Here is a 19,531-nt window from a genome sequence, read left to right as displayed (position 1 = left end):
AAAGATCCTCTCTCCCGTGCAGGTACCATGTCCAACCCCGCCATTCCATTGCTGGTCATCCTTGGGCCGACGGCATCGGGGAAAACCCGACTGGCCGTCGCTGCCGCCCAAGCCCTGGGCGGCGAGATCATCTCGGCCGATTCACGGCAGGTCTATCGCGGCATGGACCTTGGGACCGGCAAGGACCTGGCGGAATACGGCGCCGTCCCTTACCACCTCATCGACATCGCAGACCCCGGCGAGGAATACAGTCTCTTCCGCTTTCAGAAGGAGTGCTTCGCGGCCATCACCCGTATCACCGACCGCGGTCGGCTCCCCATCCTCTGCGGCGGCAGCGGGCTCTATCTCGATGCCGTGCTGCGTGGCTACCGCCTGGTCGAGGTTCCGGAGAATCCCGCCCTGCGTGCCGAACTTGCCGGTGCCAGTGATGCCGAACTTGCGGCACAACTGCGGCAACTGCGCCCGCAACTCCACAACACCACCGACCTTGGCGATCGCCAGCGGCTGCTGCGGGCGATCGAGATCGCCACCGGCGAACGCGCTCTGGCCGCCCGGCTCCCCCCCCTGCCGCAGCTCCGGCCCAGGGTATTCGGCCTGCGCTGGGAACGTTCCCGGTTGCGGCAGCGCATCGCATTCCGCCTGCGGGAACGCCTGGAGCAGGGGCTGCTCGAAGAGGTGACCCGACTGCACGCGGCGGGAATTCCCTGGGAGCGCCTCGAATTCTTCGGCCTGGAATACCGCTTCGTCGCCTGGCACCTCCAGGGACGGCTCAATCGCAACGATATGACCCAGCAGCTGGCCAGCGCCATCGGCGCTTTCGCCAAACGCCAGGAAACCTTCTTCCGACGCATGGAAAGGCAGGGGGTGGCGATCCATTGGCTCGCCGGCCAGGGAGAGCCCGTCGCCGAAATGCTGGCCGAACTCGCTCGCCAGAAGGCGGGACCACTCCCCTCATGAATGCCGCCCCCTGGAAGTCCTACCTCACCAGACGCCAATTCCCTGGCCCCTGGCGCCTTGAAGGCGATCCCGGAGAGGGCTTCGCCGGCGCCGTCATCATCCCGGCCCTCGCCGAGGCTGCCAGCCTGCCGGCCACCCTCACCAGCCTGGCCGCCAACCCGCGCCAGGAGCTGGCGCGCTGGCTGATCATCGTGGTCGTCAACCAGCGGGGCGATGCCGACCCGATCACCAAGGTGGAGAACCAGGCGACCCTGGCGCGGCTCGACAGCGCCGACCGCCGCTGGGACGGGCTGCACCTGGCCTGGGTCGACGCCGCCTCCCCGGGCTGCGAACTCCCACCCGGCGAAGGGGTGGGCCTGGCCCGCAAACTCGGCTGCGACCTCGCCCTGGAGCGCCTGGACTGGGCACGCCGGGGCGGGCCGCTCCTCGCCATGCTCGACGCCGACACCCTGGTGGCGCCGAATTACCTGGCCGCCCTGCAGGACCATTTTGCGACCAGGCCGGAGGGGGCGGCCACCGTCGCCTTTTGCCACCAGCCGGGGGAGAACGCGCTGCTGGATGCCGCCATCACCCGTTATGAACTCTACCTGCGCAGCTACCTCCTCGGCTTGACCCTGGCAGGATCGCCATATGCCTACCCGACCGTCGGCAGCACCATTGTTTGCCGCGCTTTGGCTTACCTCCGGGCGGGAGGGATGAACCGGCGACTGGCCGGCGAGGATTTTTATTTTCTCCAGCAGCTCGCCAAAACCGCCGGTGTCGCACCCCTTGGCACCACCCTGGTAGAGCCGGCGGCGCGCCTGTCGTCACGGGTGCCCTTCGGAACCGGCCCCGCCCTGGAAAAGATCCTTGGTGGCGACCCCGCTCTCACCCTTTGCCATCCGTGGGAAGCCTTTCTGCTGTTGCGGGACTGGCTCACCTGCGCCGCCGGGGCCGGGCCGGAGACCGGCGCGGTGGAGCTGCTGCGCCAGGCGGTTACGCTCGCGCCCGAGCTGGGTGACTTTCTGGCCGCGACCGGTCTGGTCTCCAACTGGGAAAAGCTGCGCCGGAACCATCCCGCCCAGCCGGCTTTGCGGCGCGCCTTTCACGGCTGGTTTGACGCCCTGCAGACCCGCCGCCTGCTCCACCGGCTGGCCGCCACCGGCTACCCCCGCGCAACGGCCGAAAAGGTTTTGCCGGACCTTTTGCAGGCCGCCGGGCTTCCGCCGGAAACAGAAATCGGCAAGCAGCTTGCATTGCTGAGACGCTTGCAGAACGTCCGTCCGGTCACCGCGTCGCCATCGTTCTTTGCGCCCGGTGACGGTCATCGCGGGCTGGCGTCCCCTTGCCCCGGGAGAAAGGCATGAGTCAGCCGCCGAAACAGCAGCCGGAAACACCCGCCAAGGGCGACCTGCGCAAGGACCTGCGCGCGCCGCTGATCATCTACCGCCTGCGATTTGACGATGGTCGGCGGACGTTTTTCGGTTATAGCAAGAATATCAGTCGCAGCGGGCTCTTTATTGCCACTGTCAATCCGCGCGAAATCGGCCAGCGTTTTGAGGTCGAGATTCCGCTCCCCGCGCCCATCGGCCGGACGGTACGCTGCACCTGCGAGGTGGTCTGGAACCGCCAGTTCGACCGTCGTTCGCTGCTTGAGCCCGGCATGGGACTGCGCTTTATCGATCTCCCCGACGACGTCGCCCAGGCGATCGATATCTGGGCCGGCGCCCAGGAGACCTGAACCATCCAGGTGACGCTGACCGCACCGAACCGGACGGGCAGACGCTCATCGCAAGGAGACGCCGATGAAAGGTTTACTGCTGCGCTGGCTGATCCTGACCCTGGCGATCCTCGCCGCCGCCTACCTGATTGACGGCATCGCCGTGGCCGGCTTCCCCAGCGCCCTGGCCGCCGCTGCCCTGCTCGGCATCCTCAATGCGCTCTTGCGTCCCCTGCTGCTGTTGCTGACCCTCCCCCTGAACATTCTCACCCTCGGCCTCTTCACCTTCGTTATCAACGCCCTGCTGCTGATGATGGTCTCCGGCGTAATCGGTGGACTGAAGATTCAGGGTTTTGGCAGCGCCCTGCTCGCCTCGCTGGTGATCAGTCTGGTCAGCTGGCTGCTCACCACCCTGGTCGGCAACGAGGGGAAGATGGATGTCATCGTCCTGCAGCGCCGGGACGAGGATCATTGGGAATAGTTGGAGGAAGAATTGCGCAGGAAGAGTTTTGCGACGACCAGGACCAGGGTCAGGGAAATGATTTCGAGGAAGAGCCGGGGGAAATCGGGAACGAAGATCCAGCCCGGGTTCCGGGGTGGCGACCAGATCCAGGCATAGACCGGCCCGTCGGCGCCGACGGCAGCGACCAGGGGGGGCCCTTGCCACGGCGGGAAAGCTACCGCCAGCAGGAGACAGAGAGCGTAGCTGTCGAATACGCGGCGAATTGGCTGGTTCATGGCGCTCCATGGCCGGAAAATAAGGGCGGGCGGGAGATCGACTAGAGACCGCTGGCGTCCAGGGAGGCCGCAATCTCCAGTTCCCGTAGCTTGAGGACCATCCGCCGCCTGACGCCGGTCGGTATTTCGACATGCAGACAGAGGATATCGGGGTGCAACCGGCGCGCCGCCATCCGTTGCCGGGCATTGCCGCCGGCTCCCGGGATCCAGCGCAAATCTTCCCGCGGCAGGAAGTTTCGTTCTTCCCCGGGGAGGAGCCTGGCGACGTCGCTGTGTGGGTCGAGGACCCGGCCAATCAGCTGCAGGCCACCCAGCAGGGCGAAATTGTAGCATTGCTGCGGCCCCGAGCAGAACTGCAGGTAGATCTCCGGCGACAGCGACCGCAACAGCTGCAGCCCCTGGCGTAAGCGGGGGGCGGGAAAGAGGTGCAGCACCTCGCCATGGCGCTCCAGGCGCCCCAGTTCACTCCCCTCGACCCAGGGCGGGGCACCACCCAGGCCGACCACCAGGCGACTGTCATCGGCCCGGGTGCCGACGCAGCCGTGCAGGTCGATGACCAGGTCCGGCAAGGGGCCGCCAAGTATGCGGACCAGCCCTTCAAATCCCTCTTCCAGCTTGTAGCAACAGGGGTGACCAGCGGCGTCGAGGTAAGGATAGATGACGTCGATATTGCTCGGATTCAGGGGCACCCCCCACCCTTTCAGGCGTTCCAGACTCTCGTCCGCGAGCGGTTCCCGCCCGGAAAAGCCGAGGTTGATCAGCGCCGCCCCGCCGCGGTTGGTGCGCAGGAAATAAAGGGCTACCTCCAGCGTATGGGGATCGTAGGGGCCATGGGTCGCCGTCAACAGCGGCTCCTCGGCACGGCGCCCGGCACTGCGCCGCAGCAGCAATACCCCGCCGGCGCCATCGGGGAGAAAACGGGCCGAAAAACCGGGGAGGGCCGCCCCGGCCTCCTGCCAGCCGCTGTCATCGACCGGGACGGCACCGAAGAACCGGGAGAGGACCCGTTGCCGCCAGGCGGCGACAAAACGCAATACACGGTCAGGCAGGCGATAGTAAACGGCGTAATGGGCCGAATCGAGATAGACCCGGACCCCGAGGCGCTGCAACAGGTCGCGGTTATAGCTGTTCTGGGTGGTCGCAAGGAGACGGTCGGTAATCTCCTCCATGGCGCAAAAGGCTTCCTCGCCCGGGGATTCCGTGAGAAGCTCGACCCGTTTTAGATGCCGGTAATCTTCCCGACCGATCTCCACTTCGAGTCGGTTGAGATGACGGCAGAACGGGGCATTGGCATCGACCTGGAATTCACAGCGGAACAGGTCGGGAATCTTCGGTATTCCTGGTTTCATGGCGTTCCCTTTTCTCATCAGCATAACTCCCGACGGCGGTCTGGACAACTGCCGACTCCGGCGGGGTCCTGAGCAGGGGATGCCAGCAGGCTTTCAGACCTGCTGCCGGGCCGGATAAATGGTTGCCAGCATTGAGTTTGGATGCTATTTTCTCAAAGTTGGCCGCTACCAACCTCAACCCCTTGCCGGACCGCACCGGAATGGCGGCGTCCGCGCCGACCACCAGACAGAGGTGTACACATGTTCAAAGCTCTCAAGTTACGCTGGAAAATCCTTTTCGGAATGATCGGCCTCTCGGTCCTGGCTCTGGCGGTAACGCTTTTTATCGTCTCCGGCCTCAACCAGCGGCAGCTTGCGGGGGCAATGCAGCAGCGGGTAGAAGAGGTTACCAACTTCGTCGAGCAGAGCATCGACTTCAAAGAGCGGGAAATCAGCAACTACATCAAGCTCCTCGGCCGCAACACCGACCTGGTCAACGCTGTCTACTATACGGCCCTGACCGGCGAGAACACACAGATCGACAAGGTCGTTCAGGGAATCCAGGAAATTTTCCAGCTCGACATGGTCCAGGTCCGGGACAAGCAGGGAGAGATTCTGCTGCGGACCCTGACCGGCAACAACGAAATTCCTGCCAGCACCGGCGTCGATCATCCCTTGCTGCAGACCGCCCTCGGCGGCAGCGAAGCCAATGGCGTCACCATGTTCGACGGCCAGCTTTCCATCGTCAGTGTCGCCCCGGTCCGGCTGCAGAACGAGGTCATCGGCCTGCTGATCGGGATCGATTTCCTTGACGACAGCTTTGCCGGCGAGATCCACGCCCTAAGTGGTGCCGAGGTCGCCTTCTATGACTCCGACGGGATCGTCGCCACCTCCAACCCGGCGCTGCGCAGCCTGCCGCTCCAGGAGATCCTCCAGACCGGCCACGGCAAGACCGACATCGGCGGGGTCCCCTACGCACTCTTCACCGCCAAGTTCGGCAACGACGGCCGCGGACTGCTGATGGCCATCGACAGTTCGCAGAGCGTTGCGGCCCGCAAGCATATGCAGGAAGTCCTCTTTGTCATCCTGCTCGTCGTCTCCGCGCTCGCCACCCTGGTCGGACTGGCGATTTCCAGCAACATCACCCGTCCCCTCGCCGAGGTCGTCCACAATCTGGAGGAGATTGCCCAGGGGGAAGGCGACCTGACCCGGGCGCTGGTGGTTCGTTCCCGGGACGAAGTCGGCATTCTGGCCGAAAATTTCAACCGCTTCGTGGCACGCCTGCGGGAGATGGTCAGCCGCACCCGCTCGGTCTCCGGCGGCCTCAACGAGGCGACGGAGAAGATCCGCCTCTCTTCCAGCCAGGTGAACGAGGGGGCCGTCCGACAGTCCCAGGCCCTTGAAGAATCGTTCCGCGCCATCAAGGGAATCGAAGAGAGCATTTCCGGCGTCGCCGAAAGTACCGGTTTTCTGGTCGAATCCGCCGAGGAGAGTTCCTCGGCGACCCTGGAACTTGGCGCCACCATCGAAGAGATCGCCTCGCAGATGGAGAAACTCTTCGCCACCGTCGACGAGGTCTCCAGTTCGATCAACGAGATGTCGGTGGCCAGCCAGCAGATCACGGAAAATGTCGAGATTCTCTCCTCGTCGACGGAGGTGACCGCCTCCTCCATTATCGAGCTCGATGCCTCGATCAAGGAGATCGAGGAGAATGCCGAGCGTACCAATCAGCTCTCCGAGGAAGCGGCCAAGGACGCCCAGAAGGGGAAAGAGGCGGTCGACGCGACCCTCGAGGGGATCAACTCGATCCGCGAGATGGTCGACCGGGCGAGCGGTGCCATCCAGGACCTCGGCAGCCAGTCCAACGCCATCGGCAAGATCCTGACGGTGATCGACGAGGTTGCCGACCAGACCAGCCTGCTCGCCCTCAATGCCGCCATCATTGCGGCCCAGGCCGGAGAGCACGGCAAGGGGTTTGCCGTCGTTGCCGACGAAATCCGGGAGCTGGCCGAGCGGACCGCGGTCTCGACCCGGGAAATCGGCGCCATTATCGGCAACCTGCAGAGCGGCACCCGGGACGCGGTTTCGGCCATGCGCGCCGGCAGCGAGCGGGTCCACCAGGAGGTGGAACGTTCCAAGGGGACCGGGATCGCCCTCGACAAGATCCGCACCAGCACCACCAAGGCGACCGAACAGGTGCGCAGCATCGTCCGCGCGACCCAGGAACAATCCCGGGGCAGCCGCCAGATTACCGATTCGATCAACCAGGTCGCCTCGATGCTCGGCCAGATTGCGGCCGCCATCAAGCAGCAGACCGACGGCACCAAGCAGCTGGCCCGCGCGGCCGAAGCGATGAAGGAGATCGCCTCGCAGGGAAAACTGAGTACCGGCGAACAGGCCAAGGGGAGCCGCCAGATCAATGCCAGCATGGAAAAGATTCGCGATATGATCGAGCGGATCGATGAGGCGACCCGCGAGCAGACCCAGCGCAGCCGCCAGGTCGTCGATGCGGTGGGGAGTCTGCGCGGCATTGCCGAAGGGAATGCTGAGCGTACCGCCGAGCTCGACCAGGTGGTTGAACTCCTCTCCCGGCAGACCGCGACCCTCGAGGAAGAGGTCGGTGCCTTCAAGGTATGAGCCGGGGCGAGCTGACCCTGACCATCCTCGGTTCGGGGACCAGTACCGGCGTACCGGTGCCGGGGTGTGATTGTCCGGTTTGCCGTTCCGGTAACGGAAGCAATCAACGTACCCGCTGCAGCGCCCTGGTGGCGTGGCAAGGGCGCAACATCCTCATTGACACCGCCACCGACCTGCGTCAGCAGGCGCTGCGGGAAGGGCTCAAGACGGTCGATGCCGTCCTTTATACCCATACCCATGCCGACCATGTCCACGGCATCGACGACCTGCGCACCTTCAGCCGCTCGGACCAGCCGCCACTGCCGGTCTTCGCCGCAGCCGATTCGCTGGCCGTGCTGCAGCGGGTCTTCGCCTATATTTTCAGCGAGCCGGCGGAGCCTGGCTACCGGCCAAACCTGACAGCCTGGACGATCGGCGGCCCCTTCTCCCTCTTTGGCCTGCCGATTCTTCCGCTCGAGCTCGAGCACGGGGCCGGCACCGCCCTCGGGTTCCGGATTGGTCCACTCGCTTACCTGACCGACTGCAGCGCCATTCCGCAGGAAGCCGCGCTGCAGTTGCAGGGGCTTGAGGTGCTGGTCATCGATGCGTTGCGATTTCGGCCGCACCAGACCCATTTCAATATCGCCGGGGCGATCGCAGCCGGACGTCAACTCGGCGCCCGACGCACCCTGCTTACCCACCTCAGCCACGAGGTGGAGCACCACCGCGACAGTGTTGGTCTCCCCGCAGGGTTTGAACTGGCCTATGACGGCCAGAGGGTGGCCCTGCCTTTCGAAAGCGACCTGCCCGGGTAACCAGCAAAAGGGTGTTTCCCGGTTTTTCTTTTGCCAGCGCCTCGGTGAAACGGAACGGTATGCATCAGGAAATTCGTCTTCATGGTCATGTCAACGAGACCATCGAATACTTCGCGACGGCCGCCGCCCGTGATGCCTACCGCTGTTACTTCTACGAAGTGGATGGCGCGCGGCTGCGCTTTTTCTCCCCCGGCAACGAGTTCGTCCTCGACTCCGAGGGGGTCAGTCACCGGGGGAACGGCGGATCGTTCTGTGAATACATGTTCGGCGTCGATCAGCCTCTCGCCGACCTCGCCAAGGGGGATGTCCGTAACCGGCTCGTCCTCTACGGCGCTTCCTACCAGGAGAACGGCAGCCTCTGCTTCACCAGCCGCACCGAGGGGGGGCAAAGCTACGAGCGGATCTTCTTCGAGGGAAACGCCGTCTGCAACTACTTCTTCTTTCTCACCGGATCGATCAGCGGATCACTGCGGGAACAGCAGGAAGGGATTCTGCGCCTGCTCGGCAAGCTGCTCAAGCGCAGCCAGGCGGTCGGCGAGGGGGATGACTCCGGGCTCGGTGATGAACTTTTCGGTCTTTTGGGCCACAAGAGCTCTCTTTACCTGGTCAAGCTGATCCACAAGAAGCACAAGGCCTACCGCGAGGCCTTTGAAACACTTTACCTCACCTACAAGGCGATTCCGGACGAGGAGTTCGCCCGCCTGCAACAGCTGGCCGAAAATCTCGGCATCGACAAGTACCAGCAGGAACGGATCCGCATCGATGTCATGTACAAGCACCCGGAAAACCGGCGCATCGTCGACGAATACAAGAACATCCTCATCGAGTGCAACCGGCGCGGCAGCATCAACCGCCTGGAGAATGCCCGCCTGACCCGCCTCAAGACCCTTTCGGTCCGCAACAAGATCCCCGCGGCGCTCTTCTACACCCTCGACGAGATGCTCAAGCACGACAACCTCATCGACCTCGAGGAACAGAACTACATCGCCGAGACCCGGCAGATTCTCTTCGGACTCTTTTTCCAGGAACGCCACATCGATGCCAGCATCGACGACGAGGATATGGTCAAGCTCCTCCAGGCCAAGCGCCAGGCGAGCGAGAACCGTGACCACAGCTTCGAGCATATCCTCCTCGAAACCGGAAAATCGTGCGACGAAAAGATCCGGGACGGCGCCGACATCCAGCTACTGGAGAACTTTTCCTACATCATCACCTATTTCGACCGTTACGATAATGCAGCGGCGGTCATCAACCAGCTCGCCTTCATGGAGAATGTGCGTCTCTCGGAAGAGGTGGTGCGCAGCCTGCTCGGCAACCGCAAGGCGTTCAACGCCATTGCCAGCGGTCTCTTCTCGGAACTCTTCTTTTCCAGTATCTACGCCAACAAGTACCTGGGGCGCTTCGGCGCCAAAAAAATCCGCTGCCTGCAAAAAGGGCTGGAAGAGATCGAGGACGGCCGGCTGACAGTCCAGGGGCTGCTGCAGCGCATCGGCGAGATCGGGGTCCAGGAGGGGACCTACAACATCATCCTCAGCCACGTCAAGGAGCGGATCCGCAACTTCTACTCCCGTTACAATACCCGCGCCGAGCAGGATGCCCTGCGCCTGGAGGTGGCCGAAGAGCTGCGCAACAAGGGCCTGCACAGCGGCGAGATTCCCGACGGCCTGTTCCGCGATGTCGTCGTCAACATCAAGAAGGAAGCGATCTACATCCACAACCTGCTTCCCCGCATCGTCGCCGAGAAGGACACCGCCCTGCGCGAGGATTTCCTCGACAACGGCGGCCTCGACCGCTTCTATGTCGAGGAACTGGAGCGCGAGTACTTCGAACTGAACGACCTCGACATGGAGGAGCTCTATCAGATCCGCAAAGGCCTCAATTCCTGACCCGGGACCTCTCCTCTCTCCCCTCCTGCCATTTCCGGAATAATCTGGCAAGTTATTGAAATTATTCCGCGCCAACTTGCCGGAAACCATCTCCCCGTTATAATTGCAGGAATGCCAACGGGAGCTTCGCACCATGACCCATCCCGACATCCGCAGCATCCGCAATATCGGCATCATTTCCCATATTGACGCCGGCAAGACCACGGTCTCCGAGCGCATCCTCTTCTACGCCGGCGAGATCCATCGCATGGGCGAGGTCCATAACGGCGCCGCCACCATGGACTGGATGGAGCAGGAGCAGGAGCGGGGGATCACCATCACCGCCACCTCGACCTCCTGCCGCTGGCGAGATTGCTGGCTCAACCTGATCGACACTCCGGGACACATCGATTTCACCATCGAGGTGGAACGCTCGCTGCGCGTGCTCGATGGCGCCATCGCCATTTTCAGCGCCGTCGAAGGGGTCCAGCCGCAGAGCGAGTCGGTGTGGCGCCAGGCCGATCGCTACCGGGTGCCGCGCATCTGCCTGATCAACAAGCTGGACCGGGTCGGCGCCGATCATGCGGCGGTGCTGACCCAGCTGAAAAAACGCCTGCACGCCCGACCGGTTCTGCTCCAGCTGCCGATCGGCAGCGAAGGGGAGTTCAGCGGCGTCGTCGATCTACTGGAAAGCCAGGCCTGCTACTTCGATGCGGACGACCAGGGACTGACGGTCCGCCGGGAAACGATCCCCGCAGAGCTGGCAACCGCAGCGGCTGCCGCCCGGGAAGCCCTGTGCGAAGCGGCCGCGGACTTCGACGACGAGATCCTGGCCGATCTGCTTGAGGGGCGATTGGTCACCGCGCCGCGCCTGCTGGCAGCGCTGCGCAAGGGGGTACTGCAGTGCCAGATCTTTCCGGTTCTGCTCGGTTCGGCGCTGCGCAACAAGGGGATCCAGCCGCTGCTCGATGCCGTCGCCGCCCTGCTCCCCTCCCCCCTCGATGTCCCGCCACCCCAGGCGATCAATCCGGACCAGGAGAATGCCGTCCAGACGATCACCTGCGATCCCGCTGCGCCCCTCTGTGCCCTGGCGTTCAAGGTCCTGGCTGATGAGGGGCGCAAGCTGACCTACCTGCGCATCTACGCCGGCACCCTGCATCCCGGCACCCTGCTGCGCAACGGGACCCGCGGCGGTGAAGACCGCGTGGCCCGGCTCTTTCGCATGCATGCCCATCGCCGCGAGCGCCTCGACGAAGCCCGGGCCGGCGATATCATTGCCGCCACCGGCCTGCGCGATGTCCTCACCGGGGACACCCTCTCGCCGCCGGAGAGCCCGCTGCGGCTCAGCGGAATGACCATCCCGGAGCCGGTCGTCTCCCTGGCGGTCGAGGCGAAGAGTATTGCCGAGCGGGAAAAGCTGCTGTCGGCGCTGGAGAAACTGCAGTGGGAAGATCCGACCTTTCGGGTCCGGGAAGACGCTGATACCGGCCAGACGGTTCTGACCGGCATGGGGGAATTGCACCTGGAGGTGATTGCCGAACGGCTGGCCAGAGAATTCGGGGTCGCAGTGACTACCGGCCGGCCCCAGGTAGTTTACCGCGAGACCCTGCAGCAGGCGGTAACGCGCCGGGAACGCTTTTCGCGGGAGATCGAGGGGCGGCAGCAGCAGGGTGAGCTGCTGCTGCAGTTGACCCCCCTGGAACGGGGGGGCGGCATCGAGATCGAACTCCCCGCCATCGACCAGTCCCCGCTGCCGCCGCCGCTACGGGAACTGCTTAAGACCAGCCTGGAGGAGGGGTGCGCCGGCGGGCCACTGGCAGGCTATCCTCTGACCGACCTGCGGATCCAGGTCGCAGAAGCCCCCTTCGACCCGGCCGTGACCACCGCGATCGGCGTGCGCGCCGCCGCCCAGCGCGGACTGGCCCTGGCGGCCAGGGACGGATTGCCGGCGCTGCTGGAGCCGGTCATGCGCCTGGAGCTCACCGTCCCGAGCGATCAGGCCGGCCGGGTTCTTGGTTCGCTACAGCAAAAACGGGGGCGAATCGAAGGGATGCTGAGTCGGGCGGCGAGTGAAATCATCGCAGCACTGGTCCCCCTTTCGGAACTCTTCGGTTACATGACCGAATTGCGCAGCGCAACCCGGGGGCGGGGAAGCTTCACGATGGAGTTCTCCCACTTCGACCTGGCGCCGGAAGAAGCCCAGCAACGTTTTGGCGCCCACTGAACTGCTGTCCCCCCCGGCTCAGGATTCCAGAAATTCGATTCCGAGCAGGGTCAGATCATCCTGCTGCACGCCGCCGCCGGCAAACTCCCGCACCGCAGCATAAACCCGACGGCACACCTCGGCCAGCGATTCACCACGCAGGTCATCGAGAAGTTGAAAAAAACGTTCCTCGCCAAACAGCTCCCCCTCCTGATTGGGCCACTCGATGACACCGTCCGAGTAGAGGAAGAGCCGATCCCCCCCCTGCAGTGCGACCTCCCCTTCGGCAAAAGGGCCGCCGACTCCGAGGCCGATCAGGCCGCCGCCGGTACGCAGCAATTCCACGCCGCCACCACGCCGCACCAGGGCCGGCGGCGGGTGGCCGGCGCCGCTGTAGCGAATCCGCCCGGTGGGGATATCCATCAGCAGATAGCTGATGGTAAAGAACTTTTCAAAGCGCTCAAAGGGGTACTCCCGTTCCAGCTCCTCCAGGACTTCCGCCGGGGAGAGCAGCTTGTAATAGGGGGGAGTGATAAAGACCCGCTTGACGATTCTTCCGGTATGCAGGGAAAGGCTCTGGTAAACGGAGACCGAAACCATCGCCGCTGAGACCCCGTGGCCGCTGACATCAAAAAGGTAGGCCATGACCGTGTTTTCGTCGAGCTGCATGACGTTGAAAAGGTCACCGCCGATCTTTTCAAACGGTTCAAAGCTCCAGGCAAAACGGTAATTACCCATATCGGGCAGGCGGGTCGGGATCAGGTTGCGCTGGATCTGGGCCGCCGAGCGCAATTCTTCTTCCTGTTCCCGATTCCGCTCGCGCAGGAGTTTGCGGGCTCCGGCGAGTTGCAGGCGCTGCTGGCGATAACCGGCCAGGGGGGCAATGCGGGCCCGCAGCTCGGTCACCGAATCGGCCTGCAGCAGGACGCCATCGCATTTGGCGCTATGCAGGGTCAGGTCGTGCATCTGCCCGCGGCAGCTGAACAGCAGGGAGGGGATGGCGAGGCGCCGGCCATGGGCAAGGAGTTCCTCCCAGCCCGGGGCGGAAAGGAGGCCGACCTCGAACAACAACAGGTCGGGGCTGCGTTGCAGCAGCTCGTGGGCCTGCACCGGATCTGCGCTGACGACAACGGCGTACCCCTGGCCGCGCAGGATCGCCGCGACATCGATACCGCCGATCTGGTCGTTCTGAAGAAGCAAAATACGCCCGGTCATTGTCATTCCACCGTCTGGTCGGGTAGGCTATCAAGTATACTTGATGTTCAGCTCGGAAGACAGCCCCACCCCGCCGGGAGCTGCTTCCGGGCACCAGCGGGAGAAGAACCATGAAGCTGTTGATCGTTGGCTGCGGATACCTCGGCCGCAGAGTTGCCCTGCGCGCCCAAAATGCCGGCCTGACCGTCACCGCAGTGACCCGCACCGGCACCCCGGATCGGCAGCTGAGCGCCGCCGCCATCCCCCAGCTGGCCGCCGACCTGGATCAGCAGCTGCCCCCCCTGGAGCTGGCCGCCAGCGTCGTTCTCTATCTGGCACCGCCACCCGATACAGGCACCTCCGACCCGCGGCTGGCCGCCTTTTGCAACGCCATCGGGGAGGAGGAACGACCGTTGAGATTTGTCTACCTCGGGACGACCGGAGTCTACGGCGACTGCGCTGGTGCCCTTATCGATGAGGAGGCGCCGCTGCGCCCGGCCACCGACCGGGCCCGCCGCCGCCAGGCCGCCGAAGAAACATTGCGGGCCTGGTGCGGAACGGCCGGGGTACCGCTGGTGATCCTGCGAGCGGCTGGAATCTACGGGCCGGGGCGGCTGCCACTGGCAGCCCTCTCCGCCGGCCAGCCGGTGATACGCCGCGACGAGTCACCCTGCAGCAACCGTATCCATGTCGATGACCTGGCCACGATCTGCCTGGCGGCGGTGCAGCGGGGCCGGGCTGGTGCCGTCTACAATGCCAGTGATGGCGATTCTTGCTCGATGACCGACTACTTTCTCGCCGTCGCGGCGGCCTTCCGCCTCCCCAGCCCTCCCCAGATCACTATGGCCGAAGCGGCGCAGCAGTTGAGCCCGGCCCTCCTCTCCTATCTCGGAGAATCGCGGCGCATTGACAACCGCCGGGTACTCAGCGAACTCGGCGTCACCCTGCGCTATCCCGATTTGGCGCGCGGGCTGGCCGCCTGCCGGGCAGAGCAGGGCTAACCGCGCCTTCTGCTGTTGGCAGTCTGCCAGAGGCGCGGCCATTGTTCCCGGCCCCACGGCCGGGTATACTTTTCATCACTAGGCCGCCACCGGCGCCCATTCCCCCCCTGAGGATGAACGATGCCGCGCTTCCCCCTGATGCTCCTTCTCCTGGCCCTGGCCACCGCCTGTGCTCCCGTCCAGGTGCCGGTTCCGGGCGATGACTGCCTGGCGTTGCTGCGCGCGGTCGACCAGGCCGTGGTCGCCAGCGGCTGCCGCAATGCCGCCTATTTCCCGATCCCGGAAGCGCCCTACCTGCGCACCAGCCGATTCTGGGCCAGCTTCGGCCAGCGCGACCTGACTGCTACCGAGTTCCGGAGCTATGCCGCAGAGCTGCGCCGTCTCGACCGCGAAGCACGTACTGCAGAGTTGAGCTGCCTGGCGCAGCAGGCCACCCCCACCAGCGCCGGGGAGAATGCCGCCACATCCCTGGTCCCTGGCAGCGAAGCCTGTGCCGAGCAGCTCCTGACGGAAGCACTGATCGCTCCGGACACTCTGCGCGCCACCCTGAGGACCACCCGGGTGCCCGATGATTACCGCACCTGGCGCCGGGTCGTCGGGCTTTACCCCCTGGTCAGCCTTCCCGTCGCCATGGCCGTTGCCAATGCCTACGACGACCGGCGCGACTGGTATCGGCAGGAGCTGCAGCAGTGGCTGGAAAAGGGGACCTGGCAAACGGGTGCTCCCGCTGCCGGTCCGCCGGCACCGGCGGCAGAAGTTGCCCGGCGCCTCGCCGGCGCCAGCGCCAACCCCCTCAAGGTCCCCCTGCCGGACCGGGAGGACGCCTGGTGGCTGGCGGCCAACTTCGCGCCGCTCTTCATCCAGCAGCAGGAGAACAACCGTGATCGCTGGGGGCGCGTCGAGCGCTCCGCCACAGGCTTCACCATCGATCCGGAACGACCGCTGGTCTACTGGTACTGGGATCACCTTTTCCGCGGGACGGAACCGCTGCTGCGCCTCAACTATGTCACCTGGTACCCCGAACGCAGCGGCGGCGACACTCCCTGGATCGAGCGCGGCGCCTACGACGGGCTGACCGTCGGCATCACCCTGGCCGCCGATGGCCGACCCCTGCTGGTGCAGACCATGAACAACTGCGGCTGTTACCACCAGTTCTTTCCCGGCGGCCAGCTCCCCCCTCCGCGTCCGCTCCCCTTCGCCCCCGACCCCCTGGTCCCGCAGCAGCTTCCTGAAACCGGGCCTGGAGAGCGGCTCGCCGTCTATATCACCACTGGCTGGCACCAGGTGATCCGCCTCGCCGCCCACCCTGCGCCACCCGCTGCGACAGGCTACGGCCTGGCGGACTACAGCGACCTGGAACAGCTGCCCGGCCCGGAGGGCGGCCGGCCCAGCCTCTTCAACAGTGCCGGCATTCTCCCCGGCAGCGAACGGATCGAACGGGGCCTCTTCTTCTCGCTGGGAATCCCTTCGGTAGGGAGCATGCGCCAGCGCGGCCATCAGCCGATCACCTTGCTCGGTCGCGAACACTATGATGACCCGCAGCTGCTGGACCGGACCTTCGGAGGCGAGTAGTCGGCAGAGAGTTGGGCAGCCGGGACAAGCACTGCCAGCATAGAGGGCTCCGGCGCCCGTTTCCTCCTCGACACCCCGATGTTTTGCGCCTGGCGGTGATCACCATAGTTGACCACCCCATGTAGTTCGACTAGGGCGGCGACCCGATGGTGAAAAGGGAATGGGCGCAGAATCTCTGCAGCCGGAGGACCTCTATTCCCGACCGCTTCGATTCGATAGTGACCAGGCGTTCCTTCCGCGCCGACTCCAATCTTGCCGAGATTTCTACCCCCATCCAACCCCGCTGCCCCCGAATCCTCGCCGAGAATTTCCTCCAGCTGATAAAAAAACTCCCGGTTCCGAGCGAGTGAAAATGCTCGGAACCGGGAGTTTTTTGAAGTAGCGGTGATTGACGCTATTCGACCTCGAGCCAGTCCCGGATCGCTTTCTCCTCTGCCGTCCAGCCACTCCCCAGGCGAAGTTCCAGAAAGGTCGCCAGCAGGCTGTCGAAAAGCTGCTGTCCCTCCTCGAGCAGGGCCATGCGCTCAAAGAAGACAGCGATCTTTTCCGTCTCCGGATCGGTCAGGTCGTCCTTTTCCAGCTTCACCCCGGGAGAGCGGAAAGAGGCGAAGTGGAAGCTCGGCACCTTGAGGTTGAGGCGCCAGTTGCATTCGGCCTTCTCCAGGTGGAGGACCGCCTCGGCAAGCGCCTTGTCGGCGGCCAGGGCGGTGCGGACCTCGGAGAAGCGGTCCTGGGGTCCGGTGACCGCTACCTTCTGCCCCCCTTCGGCGCCACCGGTGAGAACCAGGCGATCGTCGAGCCAGGCCGCGAACCCTTCGCCGGCCAGCGCCGGACCCGATTGCGACACCTGGTACTGGCCGGAACCGGACTGGGAGCGATAAATCAACCAGAGGAGAAACTCGGACCCGAGCCACTGGTTGTCGCGAATCTCTTCGAGGAGACCGTCCCCGGCGGCCCGGTTGGCCCGCTCCAGCGTCGCCTCGAGTTCTGCCGGCACAACGCAGCGGGCACGCCCGAAAGGGTGCAGGGCGACCAGCCGCAGGCCGGCAAAGGTCTGCTTGAAAAACGCCTCGAAGAGGTCGATGACCTTGGGGCTAAGCGCCGTGAAGGTCACCAGATTGCGGCGACTGTCCCAGACCGCGTCCCATACGCTCGGAACCGGCAGGGTGCGCGCAAAGAGGGCGCCGCGCACCGCTTCCTTGAGTTCTTCGCGTTTGACTTTCGGGACCTTGTGAAAGCTCGGGTTGGCGGCCAGGAACTCCTCCTCGGCCCGGGCCAGGTGGGCTTTGAGGAGGGGGGCGGGGAGACGGCGCTGGTCGCGGCGCAGGGCAAAGGTCAGGTAGTGGTCGCGGGCATAAGTCTGGGGATTGACGAAATCACTGCAGCTGGTGTCATCGAGTTGCACCCAACCGATGGAGAGCTCTTCGCTCCCCTTCTCGATGGAGCGGAAGGCATTGGCGGCGAGACATTCACCGGCCCAGGTAACGAGATCACTGCCGGCCGGTGTCCCTTCGACGCGAAACTGGCAGATACTGACGGTATTGGACAAAATTCCCATGGGTCCTCCTTGCGGGTTGCTCGGGTCCCTAGGGGTACACCTTTTCAACCCGCGGAGCAAGGGAATTGTAGAGGCTGACGGAAACTCGATCTCCCGGGCGATCCGGTCCAGATTGTGGCACAACTCCTCGAAGGATGGCCTACCTCTCTTTTCCCTTGCAGTGGCCGGGAGAGGATGGCGGATCACAGGCTTCTCGTCAAGGGCCGTAATCGCGACTACCCTTTTCTCCAATAACGACAAGAGCCCCCCGGAAGCATCCGGGGGGCTCTTGTCCTAAGCAGCTGGCCGGGCTTACATCATGCCGCCCATACCGCCCATGCCGCCCATACCGCCCATGTCGCCCATGCCACCAGGCATGCCGCCCATGCCGGCGTCTTTCTTCGGCTTCTCGGCGATGCAAGCCTCGGTGGTGAGCATCAGGCCGGCGACCGAAGCAGCATTCTGCAGCGCACTGCGGGCCACCTTGGTCGGGTCGATGATCCCTTTTTCGATCATGTCACCATAGACATCAGCCGCTGCGTCAAAGCCGAAGGAACCCTTCTTGCCGAGCACCTTGTCCATGACGATGGAGCCTTCCATGCCGGCGTTATTGGCAATCTGGCGCAGCGGCTCCTCAAGAGCACGCTTCACGATGTTGACGCCGAACTGCTGCTCGCCGCCGAGCTTCATGGCGTTGAGGGCGGCAATGCAGCGCACCAGGGCAACGCCGCCACCGGGGACGATCCCCTCTTCCACGGCCGCGCGGGTCGCATGCAGAGCGTCTTCGACGCGGGCTTTCTTCTCTTTCATCTCGGTCTCGGTAGCCGCGCCAACCTTGACCACGGCAACGCCGCCGACCAGCTTGGCGAGACGCTCCTGCAGCTTTTCACGATCGTAATCGCTCTTGGTCTCTTCGACCTGGGCGCGGATCTGCTTGACGCGACCCTGGATGTCGGCCTCGGCGCCGGCGCCGTCGATGATGGTGGTGTTCTCCTTATCGACAACGATACGCTTGGCGTGGCCGAGCATGTCGAGGGTGGCGTTCTCCAGCTTGAAGCCGATCTCCTCGGAAATCACCTTGCCGCCGGTGAGGACCGCGATGTCTTCGAGCATCGCCTTGCGGCGGTCGCCGAAACCGGGAGCCTTGACGGCGCAGACATTAAGAGTGCCGCGCAGGCGGTTGACGACCAGGGTCGCCAGCGCTTCGCCTTCAACGTCCTCGGCGATGATCATCAGGGGCCGCCCCTGCTTGGCGACCGGCTCGAGAATCGGCAGCAGGTCGCGCATGTTGCTGATCTTCTTGTCGTGGATCAGGATCAGGGCTTCCTCCATCACCGTCTCCATGCGCTCGGCGTCGGTCACGAAGTAGGGGGAGAGGTAGCCACGATCAAACTGCATCCCTTCGACGGTCTCCAGGGTGGTCTCCATCGCCTTCGCTTCCTCGACGGTGATGACCCCTTCCTTACCGACCTTTTCCATAGCTTCGGCCAGGATATTGCCGATGGTGGCATCGCCGTTGGCGGAGATGGTGCCGACCTGGGCGATCTCCTTGTGATCCTTGATCGGCTTGGAGAGCGCCTTCAGGGCCTCGACAGCCTCAATGACCGCCTTGTCGATGCCGCGTTTGATCTCCATCGGGTTGTGGCCGGCCGTCACCAGCTTGACCCCTTCGCGGTAGATCGCCTGGGCGAGGACCGTCGCGGTGGTGGTGCCGTCACCGGCAACGTCGGAGGTCTTGGACGCGACTTCCTTGACCAGTTGGGCGCCCATGTTCTCGAACTTGTCCTCGACTTCGATCTCCTTGGCGACGGTGACGCCGTCCTTGGTGATCAGCGGCGCACCAAAAGATTTCTCGATGACGACGTTGCGCCCCTTGGGACCGAGGGTCACCTTGACGGCGTTGGCCAGGGTATTGACCCCTTTCAGAATCGATGCCCGGGCATCCTGCCCGAATTTGATTTCCTTAGCAGACATGTCTATTAGTCCTCCTCGCGGAATTTGGGTGA

15 protein-coding genes are annotated in these 19,531 nt (G+C 64.3%); 10 read left to right on the top strand and 5 right to left on the bottom strand.

Translation table 11 applies throughout. The annotated features are described in order from the left end of the window. Positions 1-27 precede the first annotated feature (27 nt). From miaA to DBW_RS03170, 4 genes are all read left to right on the top strand, one after another. A complete protein-coding gene (gene miaA, locus DBW_RS03185; protein WP_066724111.1) occupies positions 28-957 on the top strand; it encodes a tRNA (adenosine(37)-N6)-dimethylallyltransferase MiaA in 930 nt (309 codons plus the stop codon). Continuing rightward, positions 954-2,303 carry a glycosyltransferase family 2 protein gene (locus DBW_RS03180; RefSeq protein WP_066724109.1) on the top strand — a complete coding sequence of 450 codons (1,350 nt, stop codon included), beginning with the start codon at positions 954-956 and terminating at the stop codon, positions 2,301-2,303. Before miaA ends, DBW_RS03180 begins: the two co-directional genes overlap by 4 nt. Beyond that, entirely contained in the window at positions 2,300-2,677 is a 378-nt protein-coding gene (locus DBW_RS03175) for a PilZ domain-containing protein (protein WP_066724107.1), read from the top strand. Before DBW_RS03180 ends, DBW_RS03175 begins: the two co-directional genes overlap by 4 nt. Before the next feature lie 64 nt (positions 2,678-2,741). Next, the gene (locus tag DBW_RS03170) at positions 2,742-3,137 is read left to right on the top strand and encodes a phage holin family protein (protein WP_066724101.1); all 396 of its coding nucleotides are present in this window, start codon (positions 2,742-2,744) and stop codon (positions 3,135-3,137) included. Here DBW_RS03170 and DBW_RS03165 read toward each other — a convergent pair. Continuing rightward, positions 3,125-3,394 carry a hypothetical protein gene (locus DBW_RS03165; protein WP_066724098.1) on the bottom strand — a complete coding sequence of 90 codons (270 nt, stop codon included), beginning with the start codon at positions 3,392-3,394 and terminating at the stop codon, positions 3,125-3,127. The two genes, DBW_RS03170 and DBW_RS03165, sit on opposite strands and share 13 nt — an antisense overlap. A gap of 41 nt (positions 3,395-3,435) precedes the next feature. After that, positions 3,436-4,743, bottom strand: a complete 1,308-nt coding sequence (locus DBW_RS03160) for a hypothetical protein (RefSeq protein ID WP_066724095.1) — start codon at positions 4,741-4,743, stop codon at positions 3,436-3,438. Between the two features lie 240 nt (positions 4,744-4,983). Between DBW_RS03160 and DBW_RS03155 the strand changes: the two genes are divergently transcribed. The 4 genes from DBW_RS03155 (at position 4,984) to fusA (ending at position 12,242) form a co-directional block, all read left to right on the top strand. Further along, a complete protein-coding gene (locus DBW_RS03155) occupies positions 4,984-7,359 on the top strand; it encodes a methyl-accepting chemotaxis protein (RefSeq protein WP_066724092.1) in 2,376 nt (791 codons plus the stop codon). Beyond that, entirely contained in the window at positions 7,356-8,153 is a 798-nt protein-coding gene (locus tag DBW_RS03150; RefSeq protein WP_231875385.1) for a GPMC system MBL fold metallohydrolase, read from the top strand. The genes DBW_RS03155 and DBW_RS03150 overlap by 4 nt, the downstream gene beginning before the upstream one ends. 59 nt (positions 8,154-8,212) lie before the next feature. Beyond that, on the top strand, positions 8,213-10,039 hold the full coding sequence (locus DBW_RS03145) for a TIGR04442 family protein (protein ID WP_066724089.1): 1,827 nt from the start codon (positions 8,213-8,215) through the stop codon (positions 10,037-10,039). Positions 10,040-10,172: 133 nt separating this feature from the next. Continuing rightward, the gene (fusA, locus tag DBW_RS03140) at positions 10,173-12,242 is read left to right on the top strand and encodes an elongation factor G (protein ID WP_066724086.1); all 2,070 of its coding nucleotides are present in this window, start codon (positions 10,173-10,175) and stop codon (positions 12,240-12,242) included. A gap of 18 nt (positions 12,243-12,260) precedes the next feature. Here the strand turns inward: fusA and DBW_RS03135 are convergent, their stop codons facing one another. Then, positions 12,261-13,436 (bottom strand): PP2C family protein-serine/threonine phosphatase, encoded by a 1,176-nt coding sequence (locus tag DBW_RS03135; RefSeq protein WP_066724083.1) that lies wholly within the window; start codon positions 13,434-13,436, stop codon positions 12,261-12,263. A gap of 110 nt (positions 13,437-13,546) precedes the next feature. On the opposite strand from DBW_RS03135, the gene DBW_RS03130 reads away from it, so the two are divergent. Together DBW_RS03130 and DBW_RS03125 are read left to right on the top strand one after the other, a co-directional pair. Then, a complete protein-coding gene (locus DBW_RS03130) occupies positions 13,547-14,416 on the top strand; it encodes an SDR family oxidoreductase (RefSeq protein ID WP_066724081.1) in 870 nt (289 codons plus the stop codon). A 120-nt stretch (positions 14,417-14,536) separates the two neighbouring features. Further along, positions 14,537-15,988, top strand: coding sequence for a hypothetical protein (locus DBW_RS03125; protein WP_066724070.1), 1,452 nt, complete (start codon positions 14,537-14,539; stop codon positions 15,986-15,988). 394 nt (positions 15,989-16,382) lie between these two features. Here DBW_RS03125 and rdgC read toward each other — a convergent pair whose 3' ends face one another. Continuing rightward, positions 16,383-17,546, bottom strand: a complete 1,164-nt coding sequence (gene rdgC, locus DBW_RS03120) for a recombination-associated protein RdgC (protein ID WP_066724068.1) — start codon at positions 17,544-17,546, stop codon at positions 16,383-16,385. Positions 17,547-17,837: 291 nt separating this feature from the next. Further along, positions 17,838-19,499, bottom strand: a complete 1,662-nt coding sequence (gene groL / locus DBW_RS03115) for a chaperonin GroEL (protein WP_066724064.1) — start codon at positions 19,497-19,499, stop codon at positions 17,838-17,840. Between the last annotated feature and the right edge of the window lie 32 nt (positions 19,500-19,531).

The sequence above is a fragment of the Desulfuromonas sp. DDH964 genome, from assembly GCF_001611275.1.
Taxonomy (GTDB): Bacteria; Desulfobacterota; Desulfuromonadia; order Desulfuromonadales; family DDH964; genus DDH964.
Note: the sequence above shows the minus strand (reverse complement) of the source record. Positions and strands in the feature narration are given on the sequence as shown.

What these genes read in the sequence shown, in the direction of transcription:
- DBW_RS03180 (WP_066724109.1), top strand. Translation starts at nt 954, where the DNA reads ATGAATGCCGCCCCCTGGAAGTCCTACCTCACCAGACGCCAATTCCCT.
- DBW_RS03170 (WP_066724101.1), top strand. Translation starts at nt 2,742, where the DNA reads ATGAAAGGTTTACTGCTGCGCTGGCTGATCCTGACCCTGGCGATCCTC.
- DBW_RS03135 (WP_066724083.1), bottom strand. Translation starts at nt 13,436, where the DNA reads ATGACCGGGCGTATTTTGCTTCTTCAGAACGACCAGATCGGCGGTATC.
- miaA (WP_066724111.1), top strand. Translation starts at nt 28, where the DNA reads ATGTCCAACCCCGCCATTCCATTGCTGGTCATCCTTGGGCCGACGGCA.
- DBW_RS03145 (WP_066724089.1), top strand. Translation starts at nt 8,213, where the DNA reads ATGCATCAGGAAATTCGTCTTCATGGTCATGTCAACGAGACCATCGAA.
- DBW_RS03150 (WP_231875385.1), top strand. Translation starts at nt 7,356, where the DNA reads ATGAGCCGGGGCGAGCTGACCCTGACCATCCTCGGTTCGGGGACCAGT.
- groL (WP_066724064.1), bottom strand. Translation starts at nt 19,499, where the DNA reads ATGTCTGCTAAGGAAATCAAATTCGGGCAGGATGCCCGGGCATCGATT.
- fusA (WP_066724086.1), top strand. Translation starts at nt 10,173, where the DNA reads ATGACCCATCCCGACATCCGCAGCATCCGCAATATCGGCATCATTTCC.
- rdgC (WP_066724068.1), bottom strand. Translation starts at nt 17,546, where the DNA reads ATGGGAATTTTGTCCAATACCGTCAGTATCTGCCAGTTTCGCGTCGAA.
- DBW_RS03175 (WP_066724107.1), top strand. Translation starts at nt 2,300, where the DNA reads ATGAGTCAGCCGCCGAAACAGCAGCCGGAAACACCCGCCAAGGGCGAC.
- DBW_RS03165 (WP_066724098.1), bottom strand. Translation starts at nt 3,394, where the DNA reads ATGAACCAGCCAATTCGCCGCGTATTCGACAGCTACGCTCTCTGTCTC.
- DBW_RS03160 (WP_066724095.1), bottom strand. Translation starts at nt 4,743, where the DNA reads ATGAAACCAGGAATACCGAAGATTCCCGACCTGTTCCGCTGTGAATTC.
- DBW_RS03125 (WP_066724070.1), top strand. Translation starts at nt 14,537, where the DNA reads ATGCCGCGCTTCCCCCTGATGCTCCTTCTCCTGGCCCTGGCCACCGCC.
- DBW_RS03130 (WP_066724081.1), top strand. Translation starts at nt 13,547, where the DNA reads ATGAAGCTGTTGATCGTTGGCTGCGGATACCTCGGCCGCAGAGTTGCC.
- DBW_RS03155 (WP_066724092.1), top strand. Translation starts at nt 4,984, where the DNA reads ATGTTCAAAGCTCTCAAGTTACGCTGGAAAATCCTTTTCGGAATGATC.